Raw genomic sequence first — 16,812 nt, forward strand, 5'->3', positions numbered from 1 at the left:
GCGTGATCCTTATTTTTTCATGAGCCTAAATACAGATCATCTCATCTCTCAAAACAATTATTTCATTTAAGAAATAACCTTTAAAATGTCTTAGTAGGATAAGGTTAACCAGTAATCTATATATTTCTGGTTAACCTTTTTTATATGATTTTATTATAATGATTAGACTTCCCACTACGTTTTCCTAGGAAACTAACTATTAACTCGTTTGTTTACTTCAATCGTAATGAACTCCGGCAAATAATTGGGAGTACATCCTTTTGATACCATTTCATCTTTGTAAAGACCCGTTTTCTCGCCAAGTTTAATACAACGATCTCGATACTTTTCATCATGCACGCCTATCCAGCCTGCGGTGAAATTCATAGCCCATTGAACTTCCGGTTCTTCCTGCGTGATATTAGCTTCAATTGCAGTTAGTAAGTCTGCGGTGTTTTCAGGCGGAGTCTGTCCTGTCCATCTTAATCGCCCTTGAAAATACCAGAAAGTCCGCCGTTGAAGAGCAGAAGGACTATTCTCCCATGATTCCATTAACGCAATGTTCTTCTTGTCTTTCGTGAGCTGATTAGCCATTAACCAATCCATTAATTTGTTTCGTTCATCCCAGGTGTGAGTCTGCATATCCCTATCAAGCTTATTTAGTACATCTTGAGAAAGAAGTTTTTTGTCCATAATTAAAATTGCCAATTGTTTGGGCAAAAACTCTCCGGATGCCCAAAGCTCCATAGCTAATTCGTGATCTTTTTTAATTTCCTTCGCGATTTTTCGTAAGTCGCCTAGCTTAGTTTCACTATTGATCTGAGTGAGAATGTTTTCTGCTTTTGATGAGCGTTTTATTTCTGTGCTATTATTTTTATTCATTTAACACAACTCCTTATTAAAGAAATGTTTCAACATTTGTCACTTTCGGGATGTAACAGTAACTAGATTCGTTATACGTCATTCAGTTTTAACAAGAAGTGTCATCACCTGCACGCCACATATCAACGGTTTTATGGATAAATTGTTCCAGTCCTGTATCTTCAATCTTTATCGTTTTTTTAACGCGAATGCAGCCTTTTCCATAGCTATATCCCCTCAATAGCGTTTCTGCATTTCCTATCTTATCTATTGTACCTACATAGAGGCTGACATAATGTTTTTGCGCGTTTAACGCAAACACATAGTTGTCGTCTTTACCATAATTCAACATCTTATAGCGAATCACCTCTTCCATTTCTGGTGCATATGTAAAAATCATTTGTCGAATAACGAGAAGTTTCTCTTTTCGCCAATCGTCTTCAAGCATCTCTAAATATTCTTCAGCATTCTTAACATCATATTGCATGTTAAATCTCCCTCCTTCTATCATTTGTATATTCTTCATTGAATTCCCTATCATTAAGTGAATTTTCTCCATCATAACGCCATTTATTAGCAATATCCTCAGCTTGTTTCAGAGTTATAATCTAAAACTTATAAGTCATAAATCTGTTCCTCTTGTCCTACTAAGCCTTCCTCTATAAAGATGAGATAACTGCTCAGTATAATGAACATCTATATTTTAACATATTTTTCTAGTGATTTCTTTAAACTCCTACAACAACCCCTGCAATAATTATTTCTACCTGATAGAGTGGAATGTGTTGTCATAGTAGATATAGAAACGAATACTCATTTAACAGTCGATATAACAACAAAAAACGCACTGAGAATTTCTTTTTGAAATACAGCGCGTTTTCCATTGATATTTACTTGTTTGCATCTCTTATAGATGATTATCTTGTATCTTCCCACCTGTAAACTTTCGGCATATGGAAGGCCATCATTACCTATACCCCCTGCTTACCTTGTAACGGTTGCGGCAGTGGGGGTTGAAGGCCACCTCCTATATCGAGAATAAGATATTACAACCAACTACGTATGAAAAGGATTTAGAATTATAGTAGCAACAAGTATCACCAGGAAATCCAAGAAAGTTTTCTAATTTTGATGTGTTTTAAAAAAAACGATGTAAGACTGGAACAAAAATCTCTATAAAATCCATGTCAATACTAATGTCCATACACATACAAAGGCCAGTAAACCGAAGCTGTATTTAAGTGTCATTTTCATTAGTGCTGATTCATTTCCTGTCTGCCCTACCGCAGCAGTCGCAATGGCAATGGACTGAGGGGAGACAAGCTTGGCCATGACGCCGCCCGCTGTATTCGCGGCAACCAAAAGGGAGGAATTGCCTCCAAGAATGTTGCCGGCCGTTGCTTGGATTGGTGCGAACAGCGTGTTGTTATTCACCACGGAACCTGTCATAAATACCCCAATCCAACCAAGAATTGGTGATAGTAATGGAAAAATTTGACCTGTCATCGCCACCGCCTCCCCTAAAGCAGTTGTCATTCCAGCATAGGTCATAAGCTTGGCAATTCCAAGTATTGCACAGATCATCAAAATCGGTATACTGAATTCCTTCAAGGTCTTCCCAAGGAGTTGAAAGCCTTCTTTTCCATCAATCGTCTTGGTCGTGAGAATCGTCGTCAAGGCTGCCAATAAAATGGCTGTTCCTGTAGCTCCAATTATGTCAATGCTCACCGAGATTGAGGAGCCAGGGATCACGCCACTCAAAAGGGAAAAGTGGAAGATCGCTTCCTCTGCAAACAATCCTTTAAATATCGGCAGACTCCAGATCATGATGAAGAGTGTAAGTAAGTAAAATGGAGACCAGGCTTTCACCACTTCACCGATTGAATATGTTTCTACTTTTCTTTCATTTCCTTCAAAGAGGAAAATGTTTTTCGGCTGCCATTTTTTCAAGAATAAGGCTAGTACACCCATTGTGAGTAATGAAGGGATGATATCGGCTAATTCCGGTCCAATCGTGACCGTGATTAGCGCTTGTGTGACCGTATACGTCGAAGAAGTTACCAGAATAGCAGGTAAGATTTCCTTGATCCCCTTAATGCCGTCCATCAGCCAGATCAATAAAAAGGGAATCGTAAAATTGATGATTGGTAGAGTGAAAACTGTCAACGTTGATACCTTCATGGAAGTTACATTCTCAAGTTCAAAAGCATCGATGATCCCGACCGGAATTCCGATTGCCCCGAACGCACCGGATGCCCCGTTGGCAATCAGACAGAGCATGGCTGCCTCCAGGGGCTTAAAGCCAAGTGATACAAGAAGGACCGCACAAATGGCAATCGGTACACCGAAGCCGGCAGCACCTTCTAGGAATGCATTAAAGCAGAAACCGATGAGAAGGAGCTGCAGGCGTTGATCGGGTGAAATTCCGGCAATGCTTCCTCTCAGTACGTCGAATTTACCGGATTTCACCGCAATTTTGTACAGCCAAACTGCCATCACAATGATATAGCCGATCGGCCATACGCCAAGGACCGCTCCTTGTACGATGCTTCCCAGGGATTCCCCGATAGGAAGCTTAAATATGAAGAGAGCAATAAGCAACGTCACACCCAGGTTCAAAAGCGCGGCATAAATTCCTTTCATTTTAAACAACGTAAGGCTCAGGAGGAATAAAAAGATTGGGATCGCCGCCACTAAGGCTGTCATACCAAGATTATTAAACGGGTTAAAACTTTCTGCAAGCATGGTAAAAGACTCCTTTTTTGTGAAAAATCTATGGATGTTTTACTTAGTTCCAAACTTGATTCTTGATGTTTTTCAAGGTCTGAACTGACGCGGCAAACCTCTCATTCTCCTCTTCATTCAGGGACAGTTCAATTACTTTTTCAATTCCTTGACGGTGAAGGACACTTGGAACCCCGATGTACACATCCTCCATCCCATACTCTCCATCGAGCATCGCTCCGACTGGGAGGATTACATGCTCATTCTTGAGAATCGCTTTGGTAATTCTCGCCAATCCCATCGCAATTCCGTAATACGTAGCGCCTTTCATTTCGATGATCCGGTAAGCCGCATCTCGCACCTCTTGGGCAATCTCACGTTTTCTTTCCTCAGAAAGCTTTGGAGCAATGTGTGTGCCCGAAATATTGGCGGAACTCCAAACAGGAAGCTGGGAATCACCGTGCTCTCCGATGATGTATCCGTGCACACTCGTTGGGGCTGTCCCAAACTCCTTCCCGAGTAAATGACGGAATCTTGCGGTGTCAAGCACCGTTCCGCTTCCTATCACACGTTCTTTCGGCAGGCCGGAGAATTTCCATGTTGCATAAGCCAATATATCAACTGGATTCGTAGCGACTATGAAAATGCCATTGAAACCTGATTTCATAATTTCCCCTACTATGCTTTCAAAGATTTTCACGTTTTTACTAACAAGATCAAGACGGGTTTCACCGGGCTTCTGGGCTGCGCCGGCACAAATCACCACTATCGCTGCATCTTCACAGTCTTGATACGTTCCATAGCGGATCGTCATGGAACTCGGTGCATACACCACTCCATGATCGAGGTCCATCACATCCCCACGCGCTTTCCCTTCATTCAAGTCCACCAGAACCAATTCATCACTCAACCCCTGATTCATCAAAGAATACGCATAACTTGACCCTACCGCTCCTGTTCCAACCAATACAATTTTGTTTCCTAATGTCACACTCATGGTTCGTACCTCCGTTGCTGATCAGATTTGCGAAAAACTTCACATCGATGATAACTCACTTGTATGTGAAATATTTCACATACAATAATAAAAAAATAAAGATAAAAGCAAATTGCTCAAAAAATAAAAAATAAGTTGTTTGTGAAGTGTTTCACAAACTTATTATAAGCCACTTTTTTCTAATAGGCAACCTATTACAGGAAAATTTTTGATTATAATTGAAAGTTTTTTGGAAATCGCTTGCCTGCAAGCTTTTTAATTAACTCAGAGGGAATAATTGAAAATTATTTTGAAGGTGAAATATCTGAGGAGCAGTTGAATGAATGGTCAAATGAATGAGATGTCAATTATACTTTCAGATTTACAGAGAACGTTTTTAAAAGTTCTGTAGTTCTAGTACGATTATCTACACCGCATTAGCGGTGCTTTTATATTCTCCAGAATATTGACCAAATAAACGAAAAGGAAGCATTTTTAAATAAACGCCCCCGATTGTTGAAGATCGCTCTGGTACATCCACGGAGTAAAATATTCTAGATAAGCCCGTTTAGTTTAGGAATTTAAAAATGATTTTACCTTATCATTAAAGACATTTTCTTCAAACCATTCGTAAATTTCGTCCTCAGTTTTTTCTCTACGTTTAGCTTCATTTTCATCTTCTGTATAATTATATTCATCATCTATTCGTGCCCTCGCTTCTGAGATTTTTAATATCTTTTCAGTGAATTCTAATAATTTCTTTTTCTCTATTTCATTTTCAAAATCCATTCTTTCAAAAACAGTTGAATTTACATCATCTAATAAAGATATTCCTTTAAAAAGAAAATACATTGCAGCATAAAGTTTTCGTTCTTCTAATTCTATAAATTTTATTACCATAAGTGCTCACCTCGTTACAATTTTTCAAGCTGATCGATTAACTACCAAATTTTTTATAAAAGTAAGAGTGACGACTTACCTAACAATCGCTCCAGATTATTGATTAAAAAAAACCTATAAAAATTCAACTCTAATAATTTTCAATTGTTGTAACACCATACTCAGTAACTAATATCCGATGCGATAATTCTTCCAGCCAATTTTTTTCATTAAGTTTCATTATTCCATACTCATATTGATATGTACGGCTTCCAATATTGATTTTAATGTGCTTTGGATTTTCTAAGACATTTCGAATGGATTCCTGATACCATTGTTGTACAGGGATTCTATATAATTCAAGAACATCTCCTACCTCCATATACTTATCTATATAAGTCCAGAAGTCCTTGTTGCCCAATCCCCTTGCTTCATATAAATATGGCAACGTTAAAATTTCTTGAACTATTTTAGTCCAATATGAATCTAAATCAAGAACAAAGAAGCTCAATCCATTTTCAAAAAAACCGCCATTATTTTCTTCAATTTCCTTTGGAATATTAAAGGGCTTTGTTGAGGCTAAAAACTGAATTTCAGACAAAGTACCACTTCCTTTTTAACAACAATTATTTCCTCGCTATTCAGTTATACTGCACGTTCGATTATAACTACTTTCACAAAAATACTTCATAAACGAGAGCTATTAACATAACTACTATTTAGGACAGTTTTTCCTTCACAATAACCATTGATAATTGTAAGTTAATACTCCAAAAATTGCCCCAAACGCTAAATCAAAAGCTGAACCAAACACTATCCCAGTAACTTCTGACTTCTTTTGATTTTTGTTACTCTCATCAATTAACGTTCCTCACAATTTAACAAGATTTCACAAACTAATATGTCAATCAAAAATCTCTATATGCCTTTTCTGCCTGTAGTAGTCCAGTCTATCCTGCAGGGTCCCAGTATGAAACTCGAATTTATGGCCATCGGGATCGGTAAAATAGATAGACTGCTTGTCTCTCTCATCTCTTGGCCGGCCGTTTAAAAGATTTACTCGACAGGATAGCAAGTGTTCATACATCCCTTTGAAATCGGACTCGTCTATACTAAATGCGATATGAGTGTAGGATTCATGGATCTCTTTTCTAGGAATCTCTTTTTCTTCATTTAGTGCTAGCCACATTCCATTTAGGTCAAAGTATGCAGTAGTTTTTCCTTTCACAAGAAGCTTTGCACCGAACACCTTTTGATAGAAAGCGATAGAGGTTTCAAGATTCGAGACAGAGAATAACAAATGGTTTATCCCCTTTATTTGCATTGTTCCTCCTCCGTTTTCACCATGGTGATAAATTCAACCGTACCTTTATGAAATGTATCCTTCTTCTTAAAGCCTAATTCCTCATATAAGTGGGTAGCTCTTTTATTAAATGAAGCGACCGTTAATCTTAATGGAGAACCAAGCTCAATTTTCTGTACCTGGTCCAATACATGTTGACAAAACAAAACTCCATGTCCTTTTCCAACGAGTTTCGGATTCATTCCAAGTCCGATATCTGTGGCTACTTCCTTATAGATTCCAAGTGGATGCCCAGCCGGTACCCTTGCAGCTTCCCCTATGCAGAAAAAACCTATTATTTCATCCTCTTCATTTAAAAAACATCGATAATTCCCGTTCATCATCTCAAAAATATTCTCTTCCGTCACATCATTATTATAAAAATCGTATGGTATTTCATATTTCCACATCAATATGTTTTCAGCGTGTTCTTTCGTCATTTCCTTAAAAATAAGCTTCACTTTTATCACCACTTTAGTTGATTATGTAATCCGCATGTTTCAACGGTTTTTCTGTTCGAAGGTAAAATTCTTCTCCTGGCCAATAGCGTCTATTGTATTTATCTAATCTTGCTTGGTAATCGCCTATATAAGAATCTCTTTCTAAGACTCTTTGATACCTTACTTGTCTTGGAATATCCAAATAAATAGTACAATCATAGAACTCTCTCCACTCTTTTCTTTGCAGGAAAACACCTTCAATAATTACCAGACTTTTGGGAGAGATGGACCTTTTGATTGGTTTAATGCTGTCTGTAGCAGATTCATAATACGGGAGGGTCACTGTGTTGCTTTGAGTGTATAATGGCTCAAATAATTGTTTAGTAAGCTGACCTACATCCCACTGCAAAAAGTAATACTCATACCATTCCTCTTTACCGGTTTGGTACCTGTTCCTTCTTGGTACAATATAGTCATCGATATGCAAAACAAAAGTGTTCATTCCTTTATTTTGAAGTGCTTGGATAAGTGTTTTAGAAAAAGTTGTTTTTCCAGCCCCACTTAATCCGTCGATTGCCACAATATATGGGCTTCCGCTAGTTTGGTTAGCAAAATATCTTTCTGACAGTATCTCTTTTATTTGAAATTCTCCCATTCAAAGTCCTCTTCTACTATAATATTCTTGTAACAACCCATAAACATCACAATCCTTATACTCACCCTTATAGTTACGAATCATATGTTTAATGGTTCCCTCTTTTTCCATTCCTGCTTTTCGCATAATTCTCCCTGATGCAGGATTGTCCGTATTATGTGCAGCGGATATTTTGTGAACATTCATTTCTATAAACCCAAATTTCATTACTGCCTTTAACGCCTCTGTCCCATAGCCCTGATTCCACCAGCTGGGACCAATCGAGTACCCGACCTCACAGTTTCCAGTATCCTCTTCAAAGTCATAGAGGTCAATTTCCCCGATAAGCTCTCCACTTACTTTTAGCTCGATCGCCCAATAGCAAAAAGAAGTAGTTTCATAACTTTTAACAATCTTTGCTATTCTATTTTCTGTTTCTGTCCATTTCTTATGTGGCGCACTCACTCTGTTGTCTGCTACCCTGGTATCTGATAGCCAGTGATGAAAGGCCGCCCCTGTATCGGATAGAGTAAACTTTCTCAATAGCAATCGTTCTGTTTCTATGTCAGGTGATCCTTTAAATGTTAGCATGGTGTGTCCTTTCCGTTAGTCAAACCTAATCATAAAACCAGGTCCTGTATGATTATTTCTAAATAGAAAATTAAAGTTTTCTATAGACTCTGGTACTGAATATTCTAGTACTGCGCGGATTTTCCCATCTTTATTTCCCCATAAGAGCTCTTTCTCATCCCAACCTTTTGCTTCTAATACTGTTACTTCGACTGGCCAATATTTTTCTCCTTCAGCTATAATCAAAAAGTCTCTTTTTAATGTCATTGCATATAAGGTATGTTCTTCTAAAATCTCAAACGAAAACTCAATGGCAATATTTTTCATTCCCGCATCATTAGGACGTTGGCTCTCTACTTCTAAAGCAGAATAATCCAAGACCTTTTTCATGGTAGTGTCTAAGGAGGATTGTGATGAATGAAAATCCAATGAGTATTCTATTTGGTCTTCATTGGCGTCTTCAGTTTCATACGTTTTTTCATGAACATCTTTTACAGATTCTTTCTTTATAATAGTTCCGGAAGTTGGACTATAAGACGTGCTAATTTCTTCGCTACTACTAGCAACCTCCATATTTGGGATGATCCTTATCATAATAAACACGAATGTGAGAAAGAAGATAGTTGAGGTTAAAATTAAGGTCCATTTCAAACGTTTTTCAACCATTTTTCGATGCGAAATGCTTCCGTGCATCCCTTGATTAGGTACAATGTTTACTGCTTTTTCCGCTGGCAGAATCGTTCCCATCAAACCTATAGTTATCGGAATTATTCCTGTTGCTAAAATGATGCTGAAGCTTTCGGACGGAAGCTCTCCGTAAAAAATAATGATTAATCCAATTGATAAAGAAAGTCCCAAGCATGCCGCAAATATGCCACTGAATAGACCCTCCGCTAATATAAGTTTTCGTATACTCCACCTTCGCCAGCCTAGCGCTTGTAATAACGAAATTTCTTCTTGTCTTTCCGATACATTTTGCCACATAATTTCAGACGTTGTTAGAATGGCAATGATTAATGCAATAATGATTGCTGTGTAATGCATAGGTCCAATTTCCAAAGCAACATATTCACCAAGTATGGAAGTGTACATGATTCCTCTTAGTCTAAAAGTGATATATAGAAAAAATGCTAAGAGTGCTGTGGGTAAACTAATGGAAATTACAGACAAAATACTCCGCTTCCACTTTCCTACAAAATGATTGAAGGCCATTCCGTATATTCCCTTTGCTTGGACTAAGCGTTTACTTACAATAGATATTTCCCCTTGACGCATCGCTTCGTAGGGCGATATTTCTTGAATAAGTACTATAGGAATGATTGCACCTAGCAAATAGACAAGGAGCCCGAATATTCCTGTAAAAACAAACCTGTTAAGGTTAATCACAGAGTCGCTCGACAAATAAATGATGCCCATCATCATCCAGGAAGTGAATGCAACAAACGCTCCAATAATACTAGATTCAGAAAGCAGTAACCATCGTAACTGACTTGGCCTCCAGCCAATGGCAAGTAATACAGCAAATTCTTTTCTTCTCGCAAGAAGGTGGACAATCCCAGATGACCATACATACACAACCGCTACTGCAATAACACTAGCAAGAATGCCAACATAACCTATCTTGGTTTCTCTGAATATTGAAATGGAGGAGCCAATATTCACCCATGGTTGTTGAATCCAACCAATATCTTCTTTTCCATTTAGTCCTGGAATGAAGGTTAAGGCTAGCTGAGGAGAAGAACCCATGGTTATATCTGTTTTAAGACCTGTTTTTAATTCAATTTCCGCCGCTATATGTTCTAAAATTTGTTGACTATCTTCACTTAAATCATTAACACCAGCCACTTTGACACGAATGGAAGAGATTGGCTTGTCTCCAAGTAACTTTTCCGCCGCCTCTATTGTCGTCAACATCCCAGGTGGGTTCGTTAAAAAGCTATAGGGATCATCATTTGGCTTTAGCTGTGTTGGTGGATTTACTGGCATTCCATCTGAGTCCATTACAAACTCAGCTGTAGCAGGGCGATACGTTTCCATCGGTAACTCGTTTGTTGGGTCCTTGGAAATAGAAAGTTTGCTCGCATTGTAAAAACCAATCCAATTTGGCTTGATTTTTGGCAAATCAAGAAAGTTTTCCGCCATTACTTGGGGATTGCGATATGTCTCTAGATTTTTATAAACGCCAACTTGCTCTTCCCCATTTTTTATTGGTGTTACCTGATAAGCATATGGCCATCTGTCGCTAGAAGGACTTGCAATTTCTTGATACTCTATGGAAGTTGGCTTAAAAACAATGCCAGAGAGTGTGTTTACTTTATTGCTTTCCTCAAAAACCTTTCCTGTATTCCAATCTACACCTGTCATATTTCGAACAAATTCATGAAAAGCTTCTTCACCACTAACTGTGAAGGAGTGTTCTGCTTGTCCTGTCAATGAATCTAGGTATTTAACCCCTCCATTTGTTTTCACATCTTCCATTACTTCATCTGCATTTTCTCTTGTGATGGCGATATCTATTCGCTCAAACGTTATTTTCTCCATTTTATCGACAAAGGCTTGGCGATTTACGATAATAGGAAATTCATGATATTCCCCACTTTGATGGAACGCATATTTATCTGTACTTTTAAAGTATCTGCTTTTGCCTAAATCAATAATTGCATGATCTAATCCAACTAATTTCGCTTCTTGTTCCGGATCGATACCAGCTAATAACGTATGGGAATAGACAGTTAAATCCTGATATGGTGCCGCTACGCCATATTCTGGCCCTTTGTTATGTATATCCCAAACATTCACAGGAAAATAGTAGTTATGTAGAGAGGTTTCTTTTTCTAATCCATTATCAATGGTGGTAATAGTTGACCTTCGATAAATACCATCTTCATTCAGTTCTACTTTTCCGAAATTCACCTGATAATCTGCATAACCAATCATCGCAATGGGAGCAGCCACTTCAATTCCTTCCATGCCCTTGATTGTTTCATATTGCTCTAAGCTAATGCCTCCACTTAGTCCACTTAAGTAATTGGGTTCCAGCAATTTTTTCTCTTCTGTCAAACTTTCTGTCCCTTGAGGCCGCACGACAATATCATAGGAAGCAGTCCAACGTTGTTGCAACGTTTCTACGACAGTCCCTTTATTCGTGTCGGATAATCCAATAAGGTACGTAAGACCCGCACTAATAATAAAAGCCCCAAGTATTAATAGTAGGAACCTCTCTTTTCGGCGCCACCAGTTTTGCCAAATAAAGCGAATCATAAAGGTAAACCTACCTTGTCAGAGATAACTTCACCATCTTTCATGGTTATGATTCGATTTGCTTTTGTAGCTAAGATAGGATCGTGCGTGACAAATAGCACACCGCAGCTTTCCTCCTTATGTAATGCTTTTAATAAATTAAAAATATTCTCTCCAGTTTCCGAATCTAGATTGCCGGTTGGTTCATCCGCAAGTAACCAGCTCGGTTTATGAACAATAGCTCGAGCAATTGCTACACGTTGCTGTTGTCCGCCTGATAATTGTGAAGGTAGGGAATGAAGTTTGTCTTTTAAGCCTACTTGATCTAAAACTTCTTTAGCACGTTGAACTTTATTGTATGGGACTTTTCTTGCAAACATTGGAGTGAGAACATTTTCTAAGGAGGTTAAAGTAGGAAGGAGTTGAAATTGCTGAAATATAAAACCGATTTCTTGAAAGCGCAAGTCTGCTATGTGATTTTTTCTTTTTGCATAGATGTTCTCTTTATCGTAAGAGATGGTGCCTGATGTCGGTCTATCTAGTGTGCCTATTAAACTTAGAAGTGTAGATTTCCCTGAACCCGATGGCCCGATTATGGCCGTAAATTCTCCCTTCTCAAGTATTAAGTTTGTTCTTTGTAAAGCTAACGTCTTTGTTCCATCTCCTTTAAATGACTTTTCAATGTCTTTACAGATTATCTTCTTTATCATAATTTTCTCCCCCCCATTTTATCTCTTTCTATACTCATTAATTGTATCTTCTGCGAAACGAAGTGCATCTTCTATGTTCTTTTCGTAGCTTAGATTGTATATGATTGTGTAGGTTGTTCCATCAAGGTGAAAAGCCATGCTTAATAAGTCCTCACCCATCTTTTCATAATAAATGGTGACCTCACCAGACTGTTTTTCTTCCATATCTTCGTAATGGATGATTGTTGGGATACTATTTATGGTTGCTATCCAGACCTTTTCATCCTGCTTGCTTGTTCTAAAGAAATCTTTGCGATCCATTTCTATGGTTTCACTATTCATGGTTGTTTCCTCTTTTTCCACAAAAAAGTCTGTTAATACAGATAAACTTATTATGGTAAATACTATCGCAGTCGCAAAAGAAATTAGATAAGGACGGTATGAAGCACGCTTTTTACCAATCGAGTTGCTTATTCTCTTTTTTGTTGCTGTTTTTCTTTCTTCATTTCTAGTCCAACTATCTAATTCAGCAAAATACTCGTCAGTAAAATGGTCATTATTTTGCTTCTTCCTGCTCATCACCAACAACTCCTTTCCTTTGTTTCTCTAACTCTTTCCTCAGTGCTTCTATCGCTCTTTGAAGTGTAGATTTGACTTTACTCTCTGACCACCCTAATACAATGGAAGTTTCCTCTATGGAAAGGAATTGAATTTTTCGTAGAATAATAATTTCTCTATAATTCAGCTTGAGTTTGTTGATAGCGTAATATAACTCTTGAACAGCTTCTTCTTTAAGCAACAACTCCTCTGGCACATCAGTTGATGGTACCTCCTGGCTTTTTGTTAGCGAATAGAACCTTATTTTCTTTTTTCGACGCCAATAATCATACGTTACATTTCTAGCAATCGAGACAAGCCATGTATAATGACTTGCATTCCCCTTGTAGTTATGGAGTGCATTTTCAACCCTAATAAAGGTATCATGCGTTAGATCCTCCGCCACTTCTTCGTTACCAACCATTAATAAAATGAATCGATATATTTTATCACTATAATCCGTATAAAGACTCTCCCAGGTCATGCATGCACCTCCTACTTGGGATTTTCACATAATAGTCGATTAAGATTTCCAAAAGTTGCATTAATCTTACCATTTTTTATAAATTTTGTGAGTAAACAAAAAACAGGCATCATTCATATCTGAATTTACCTGTTTTCTCTTTTTATTTAATTTCAATCTCATCAAAATCCTGCACAACTCTCGTGTTCGGAAACACTTCCTTCGCTTCATTTACGAGCATCTGAACGTCCTCGCCCTGATACCTGGCACTTATATGTGTCAGGAGAAGCTGCGAGACATTCGCTGCTTTTGCCACACTTGCTGCCTGCAGAGTGGTGGAGTGAAAATATTCTTTTGCGAGCAGCTCATCTTTTGCAGAGAAGGTAGCTTCATGTACCAACACATCGGCGTTTTCGGCCAATTCTACAGACGTTTCGTTGTATCTTGTATCTCCAAGGATCGTAATTACCTTTCCTTTTTTAGGAGGGCCAATAAATTCCTTGCCATCAAAAGTACGCCCGTCTTTTAGGGTAATCATTTTACCTTCTTTTAACTGTTGCAAATGTGGTCCTGATGGAATCTGTTGTTCTTTTACTTTTTCCATTATCAGGGCTCCAGGAAGGTCCTTTTGGATAATGCGATAGCCATAAGAAGGAATGCCGTGAACCAGCTTGTTTCCTTCTACTGTAAAGTCCTCTGTCTCTAAATGAAAACCCTCTTCTACTTCTTCTATTAATAAGGGATATTTTAGATAGGTCATGCTCACGCGCAATGAAACGTTGATGTAGTCTTTTATCCCTTTAGGTCCATACACCGTAAGCGGCGTTTCTCCGCCTTGAAAAGATCTACTACTTAATAAGCCTGGCAGTCCGTAGATATGATCTCCATGTAAATGGGTGATAAATATTTTTGTGATTTTTCTCGGTTTTATGGAAGTATGTAAAATTTGATGTTGGGTTGCTTCCCCACAATCAAACAACCAAAGTGTTCCTTCTTTATCATCTAAATGAAGGGAGAGAGAAGAGACATTCCGGTGCTTTGCTGGAATCCCTGAGCCTGTCCCCAAAAAGGTTAATTTCATCATCATCCGCTCCTCTCTTCCATTATACGCAAATTGTAAAAAAAGCATAAGAAAAAGCTGGAATATAGTACAATATGGATAGACAATAAAAGGAGTGGATTCTAATGGAAAATATTCGGACGATTGTTTTTGATTTAGACGGAACGTTATATGAAGATACGCATCATTTCAGCTATTACGCAAATCTATTAAAAAAAATGCTACCACAAGAACATCAGACTGCCTTCGAAAATGATTATGTTGCAGTAGAAAATGACTTACATACGTTAAAGGTTGGAAGAGTCTATGATGCTAGACAAGACTTAATCCTGGCTCATCAAGATGGAAATGTCACGGCTGCTTGGTCTTGGAATGGCGAGGAAATCACACAGCAAAAGCTCCAATCTCTTTATCCTGAAACACTAAAGTTTGACCTTTTTAACATGCTTAGCATCGGAGATTTATGGTGGGTACCGGTATCAATCGCCAAGCATTACGGTCTGTCTACTGAAGAGACGTATGCTGCCTTTTTGCAAACAAGAGAGCATATGATGACCGATGAGTTTGTCTTAGAGCCACTTAAGGAATTTGCAGAAGTATTAGAAAAACTTCACGGAAAATACCAGCTAGTGCTCATGACGAACAGCCCGCAAACTGACAGCGATGTCATTTTAAAGAAGCTTGGGTTCACTTCCTTCTTTGATGCTAAAGTTTATGAGGCAAATAAACCAACCTCAACCACAAAACAACTCCAAGCTATTGCAGAAAATTGTGATGTTACCTTTGAAGAAATGCTAAGTGTTGGAGACAACTACATAAATGAAATTCTCCCAGCAGCGAGACTTGGTTGCCAAACGATATGTATTGATCCTTTTAACCTTTTCAAAAACAGTGAGAGCGGCTACACAGTAAAGAACCTTAAGGAGCTTGCTGAAATGCTAGAAACCAAGCTTATAAATAGTATAATATGAAGAAAATCCCCTCGTGTAGGGGATTTTTCTTATGTCCAAAAAAATCTATTAAATTTTTTCAATTAATAGTTGCAAACCGAACATCTGTTCCTTTATAATAAAAACAGAACAAACGTTCTAATATATGAATGAGGTGACTATTAATGAACTCTTTACAAAAATCTTTCTACCTTGTATTAAAACTATTAGCTGTTTCCGGCTTTGCTGTTCTTTTCTATTTCATGATTACAGATGCTTCAGGCAATGCACCAGTCTTCACATTCAGCATGCTTACTTCTTTATGTTTATTAGGAATGCAAGGAATGAAAAATGTTCTACAAAACGATGAGGAATCTCAGCACCATGGCTCGTAATGCAGAAGCATCTCGTCTTGAAATAGCGAAGAGATTAATCGATTTAAAGGTAACAAATGATCTCGACATTATTTCTAGTGTCGTAAAAGTATGCAAGGAGGATGTGATTTCATATATCACTCAACAAAAAAATACCTGTGAAAGAGACCACAGGTAAGTTAATTATTATTATTATTGTTTTTTTCCAGCTCTTTGTCTGGCAAAATAATTGGCACAGGTGCTCCTGATCCGCTTCCGTTTCCATTATAGTATAATGGAACCTTTCCTGGGATAAGCATGTCTCCAAGTTTGACGGAATTGTTTACTTCAATTGGTTCTTCAATCAAAGGAATGACAATGTTCATTGTTACACTAACATTTAAGTATATGTCTAAAAGAGTATTATTAATACCTGGCTCCAAAACCTTTGTTTCCACATCAGATATAACATCACCTAGTATAACGAACTTAATGGGAATCTTTGGTCCTAAGTTTGAGAATAAAGTTGTTTGTGTTGCCATCCCTAAAGGAATATTATAAACAATTCCGTGCTGTTTCTTTGAAGCTTCATAGTCTATATTTGAATCCAAATTATACTGATTTAGTGCCTCGATATTCCCATCTTCTAAGTAGCCAATGTATCTTTGTACACTTGAGTTCGTATCAGTGACGACCTTGTTCACCAGTTGATAATTTGTACTAACTAACACACTTTCAGGACCCCCTTCTCTCACAATCATTAACTCCTCAGGGTCCATACTCATTGCGATTGTTTCTGCCACTGCATCATTTATTGCCTGTGTTGCTATCTGTCTTGCTTTTGTTTCTGCAATACTTCGCAAGGTAGGTTCAAGGTTTTTATTAATTACTATTAGGCTAAAAACAGTAAAAATGTTAAAGAAAATGAAAGTAATCAATAAAACATATTTTACAGGTAAAGGTCCTCTCTTTATAAGGGAAGTCCGTCGCATTCTCTTCATCGTTGTTTTCCTCCTTCCCTAATATATATAAAACAAGTGGACAGATTATTAACTTTTTCTCCAAATAAAAAAACC

The 16,812-nt window shown here is 37.8% G+C and carries 19 protein-coding genes; 3 read left to right on the forward strand and 16 right to left on the reverse strand.

Annotated elements, in window-relative coordinates:
• Positions 1-192: 192 nt before the first annotated feature.
• The 15 genes from FIU87_RS13120 to rnz form a co-directional block, all read right to left on the reverse strand.
• A complete protein-coding gene (locus FIU87_RS13120; RefSeq protein WP_152445005.1) occupies positions 193-861 on the reverse strand; it encodes a DNA alkylation repair protein in 669 nt (222 codons plus the stop codon).
• 88 nt (positions 862-949) lie between these two features.
• The gene (locus FIU87_RS13125; protein ID WP_152445006.1) at positions 950-1,327 is read right to left on the reverse strand and encodes an iron chaperone; all 378 of its coding nucleotides are present in this window, start codon (positions 1,325-1,327) and stop codon (positions 950-952) included.
• Between the two features lie 686 nt (positions 1,328-2,013).
• The gene (locus tag FIU87_RS13130; protein ID WP_152445007.1) at positions 2,014-3,585 is read right to left on the reverse strand and encodes an L-lactate permease; all 1,572 of its coding nucleotides are present in this window, start codon (positions 3,583-3,585) and stop codon (positions 2,014-2,016) included.
• 43 nt (positions 3,586-3,628) lie between these two features.
• Positions 3,629-4,561: an L-lactate dehydrogenase gene (locus FIU87_RS13135; RefSeq protein ID WP_152445008.1), complete on the reverse strand. Its 933-nt coding sequence runs from the start codon at positions 4,559-4,561 to the stop codon at positions 3,629-3,631.
• A 552-nt stretch (positions 4,562-5,113) separates the two neighbouring features.
• Positions 5,114-5,440: a hypothetical protein gene (locus tag FIU87_RS13140; RefSeq protein WP_152445009.1), complete on the reverse strand. Its 327-nt coding sequence runs from the start codon at positions 5,438-5,440 to the stop codon at positions 5,114-5,116.
• A gap of 130 nt (positions 5,441-5,570) precedes the next feature.
• On the reverse strand, positions 5,571-6,020 hold the full coding sequence (locus tag FIU87_RS13145; RefSeq protein ID WP_152445010.1) for a hypothetical protein: 450 nt from the start codon (positions 6,018-6,020) through the stop codon (positions 5,571-5,573).
• Between the two features lie 303 nt (positions 6,021-6,323).
• Positions 6,324-6,743: a metallothiol transferase FosB gene (gene fosB, locus FIU87_RS13150; RefSeq protein WP_152445011.1), complete on the reverse strand. Its 420-nt coding sequence runs from the start codon at positions 6,741-6,743 to the stop codon at positions 6,324-6,326.
• Complete coding sequence (locus FIU87_RS13155; RefSeq protein ID WP_253905416.1) at positions 6,734-7,222, reverse strand: GNAT family N-acetyltransferase; 489 nt, start codon at positions 7,220-7,222, stop codon at positions 6,734-6,736. The genes fosB and FIU87_RS13155 overlap by 10 nt, the downstream gene beginning before the upstream one ends.
• Before the next feature lie 13 nt (positions 7,223-7,235).
• Entirely contained in the window at positions 7,236-7,856 is a 621-nt protein-coding gene (locus FIU87_RS13160) for a kinase (RefSeq protein WP_152445012.1), read from the reverse strand.
• Positions 7,857-8,426, reverse strand: a complete 570-nt coding sequence (locus FIU87_RS13165; RefSeq protein WP_152445013.1) for a GNAT family N-acetyltransferase — start codon at positions 8,424-8,426, stop codon at positions 7,857-7,859. It abuts the gene before it with no gap.
• Positions 8,427-8,441: 15 nt separating this feature from the next.
• Positions 8,442-11,666, reverse strand: a complete 3,225-nt coding sequence (locus FIU87_RS13170; RefSeq protein ID WP_152445014.1) for an ABC transporter permease — start codon at positions 11,664-11,666, stop codon at positions 8,442-8,444.
• Positions 11,663-12,355 (reverse strand): ABC transporter ATP-binding protein, encoded by a 693-nt coding sequence (locus FIU87_RS13175; RefSeq protein WP_152445015.1) that lies wholly within the window; start codon positions 12,353-12,355, stop codon positions 11,663-11,665. The genes FIU87_RS13170 and FIU87_RS13175 overlap by 4 nt, the downstream gene beginning before the upstream one ends.
• An 18-nt stretch (positions 12,356-12,373) precedes the next feature.
• The gene (locus FIU87_RS13180; protein WP_152445016.1) at positions 12,374-12,913 is read right to left on the reverse strand and encodes a hypothetical protein; all 540 of its coding nucleotides are present in this window, start codon (positions 12,911-12,913) and stop codon (positions 12,374-12,376) included.
• On the reverse strand, positions 12,891-13,415 hold the full coding sequence (locus tag FIU87_RS13185; protein ID WP_152445017.1) for an RNA polymerase sigma factor: 525 nt from the start codon (positions 13,413-13,415) through the stop codon (positions 12,891-12,893). The genes FIU87_RS13180 and FIU87_RS13185 overlap by 23 nt, the downstream gene beginning before the upstream one ends.
• A 142-nt stretch (positions 13,416-13,557) precedes the next feature.
• The gene (gene rnz / locus FIU87_RS13190; RefSeq protein WP_152446564.1) at positions 13,558-14,475 is read right to left on the reverse strand and encodes a ribonuclease Z; all 918 of its coding nucleotides are present in this window, start codon (positions 14,473-14,475) and stop codon (positions 13,558-13,560) included.
• Positions 14,476-14,579: 104 nt separating this feature from the next.
• Between rnz and FIU87_RS13195 the strand changes: the two genes are divergently transcribed.
• From FIU87_RS13195 to FIU87_RS21065, 3 genes are all read left to right on the forward strand, one after another.
• Positions 14,580-15,425, forward strand: coding sequence for an HAD family hydrolase (locus FIU87_RS13195; protein ID WP_152445018.1), 846 nt, complete (start codon positions 14,580-14,582; stop codon positions 15,423-15,425).
• A 143-nt stretch (positions 15,426-15,568) separates the two neighbouring features.
• Complete coding sequence (locus FIU87_RS13200; protein ID WP_152445019.1) at positions 15,569-15,778, forward strand: hypothetical protein; 210 nt, start codon at positions 15,569-15,571, stop codon at positions 15,776-15,778.
• On the forward strand, positions 15,768-15,935 hold the full coding sequence (locus tag FIU87_RS21065) for a hypothetical protein (protein ID WP_172971058.1): 168 nt from the start codon (positions 15,768-15,770) through the stop codon (positions 15,933-15,935). The genes FIU87_RS13200 and FIU87_RS21065 overlap by 11 nt, the downstream gene beginning before the upstream one ends.
• Before the next feature lies 1 nt (position 15,936).
• Here the strand turns inward: FIU87_RS21065 and yunB are convergent, their stop codons facing one another.
• Positions 15,937-16,737, reverse strand: a complete 801-nt coding sequence (yunB, locus tag FIU87_RS13205) for a sporulation protein YunB (protein ID WP_152445020.1) — start codon at positions 16,735-16,737, stop codon at positions 15,937-15,939.
• Positions 16,738-16,812: the final 75 nt, after the last annotated feature.

This window comes from Bacillus sp. THAF10 (assembly GCF_009363695.1).
Taxonomy (GTDB): domain Bacteria; phylum Bacillota; class Bacilli; order Bacillales; family Bacillaceae_I; genus Sutcliffiella_A.

Excerpts from the sequence above, each read along its gene's own strand:
- FIU87_RS13200 (WP_152445019.1), top strand. The coding sequence starts at position 15,569 with ATGAACTCTTTACAAAAATCTTTCTACCTTGTATTAAAACTATTAGCT.
- FIU87_RS13185 (WP_152445017.1), bottom strand. The coding sequence starts at position 13,415 with ATGACCTGGGAGAGTCTTTATACGGATTATAGTGATAAAATATATCGA.
- FIU87_RS13165 (WP_152445013.1), bottom strand. The coding sequence starts at position 8,426 with ATGCTAACATTTAAAGGATCACCTGACATAGAAACAGAACGATTGCTA.
- FIU87_RS13135 (WP_152445008.1), bottom strand. The coding sequence starts at position 4,561 with ATGAGTGTGACATTAGGAAACAAAATTGTATTGGTTGGAACAGGAGCG.
- FIU87_RS13180 (WP_152445016.1), bottom strand. The coding sequence starts at position 12,913 with ATGAGCAGGAAGAAGCAAAATAATGACCATTTTACTGACGAGTATTTT.
- FIU87_RS21065 (WP_172971058.1), top strand. The coding sequence starts at position 15,768 with ATGGCTCGTAATGCAGAAGCATCTCGTCTTGAAATAGCGAAGAGATTA.
- FIU87_RS13160 (WP_152445012.1), bottom strand. The coding sequence starts at position 7,856 with ATGGGAGAATTTCAAATAAAAGAGATACTGTCAGAAAGATATTTTGCT.
- FIU87_RS13120 (WP_152445005.1), bottom strand. The coding sequence starts at position 861 with ATGAATAAAAATAATAGCACAGAAATAAAACGCTCATCAAAAGCAGAA.
- FIU87_RS13130 (WP_152445007.1), bottom strand. The coding sequence starts at position 3,585 with ATGCTTGCAGAAAGTTTTAACCCGTTTAATAATCTTGGTATGACAGCC.
- fosB (WP_152445011.1), bottom strand. The coding sequence starts at position 6,743 with ATGCAAATAAAGGGGATAAACCATTTGTTATTCTCTGTCTCGAATCTT.
- FIU87_RS13125 (WP_152445006.1), bottom strand. The coding sequence starts at position 1,327 with ATGCAATATGATGTTAAGAATGCTGAAGAATATTTAGAGATGCTTGAA.
- rnz (WP_152446564.1), bottom strand. The coding sequence starts at position 14,475 with ATGAAATTAACCTTTTTGGGGACAGGCTCAGGGATTCCAGCAAAGCAC.
- yunB (WP_152445020.1), bottom strand. The coding sequence starts at position 16,737 with ATGAAGAGAATGCGACGGACTTCCCTTATAAAGAGAGGACCTTTACCT.
- FIU87_RS13195 (WP_152445018.1), top strand. The coding sequence starts at position 14,580 with ATGGAAAATATTCGGACGATTGTTTTTGATTTAGACGGAACGTTATAT.
- FIU87_RS13140 (WP_152445009.1), bottom strand. The coding sequence starts at position 5,440 with ATGGTAATAAAATTTATAGAATTAGAAGAACGAAAACTTTATGCTGCA.
- FIU87_RS13170 (WP_152445014.1), bottom strand. The coding sequence starts at position 11,666 with ATGATTCGCTTTATTTGGCAAAACTGGTGGCGCCGAAAAGAGAGGTTC.
- FIU87_RS13175 (WP_152445015.1), bottom strand. The coding sequence starts at position 12,355 with ATGATAAAGAAGATAATCTGTAAAGACATTGAAAAGTCATTTAAAGGA.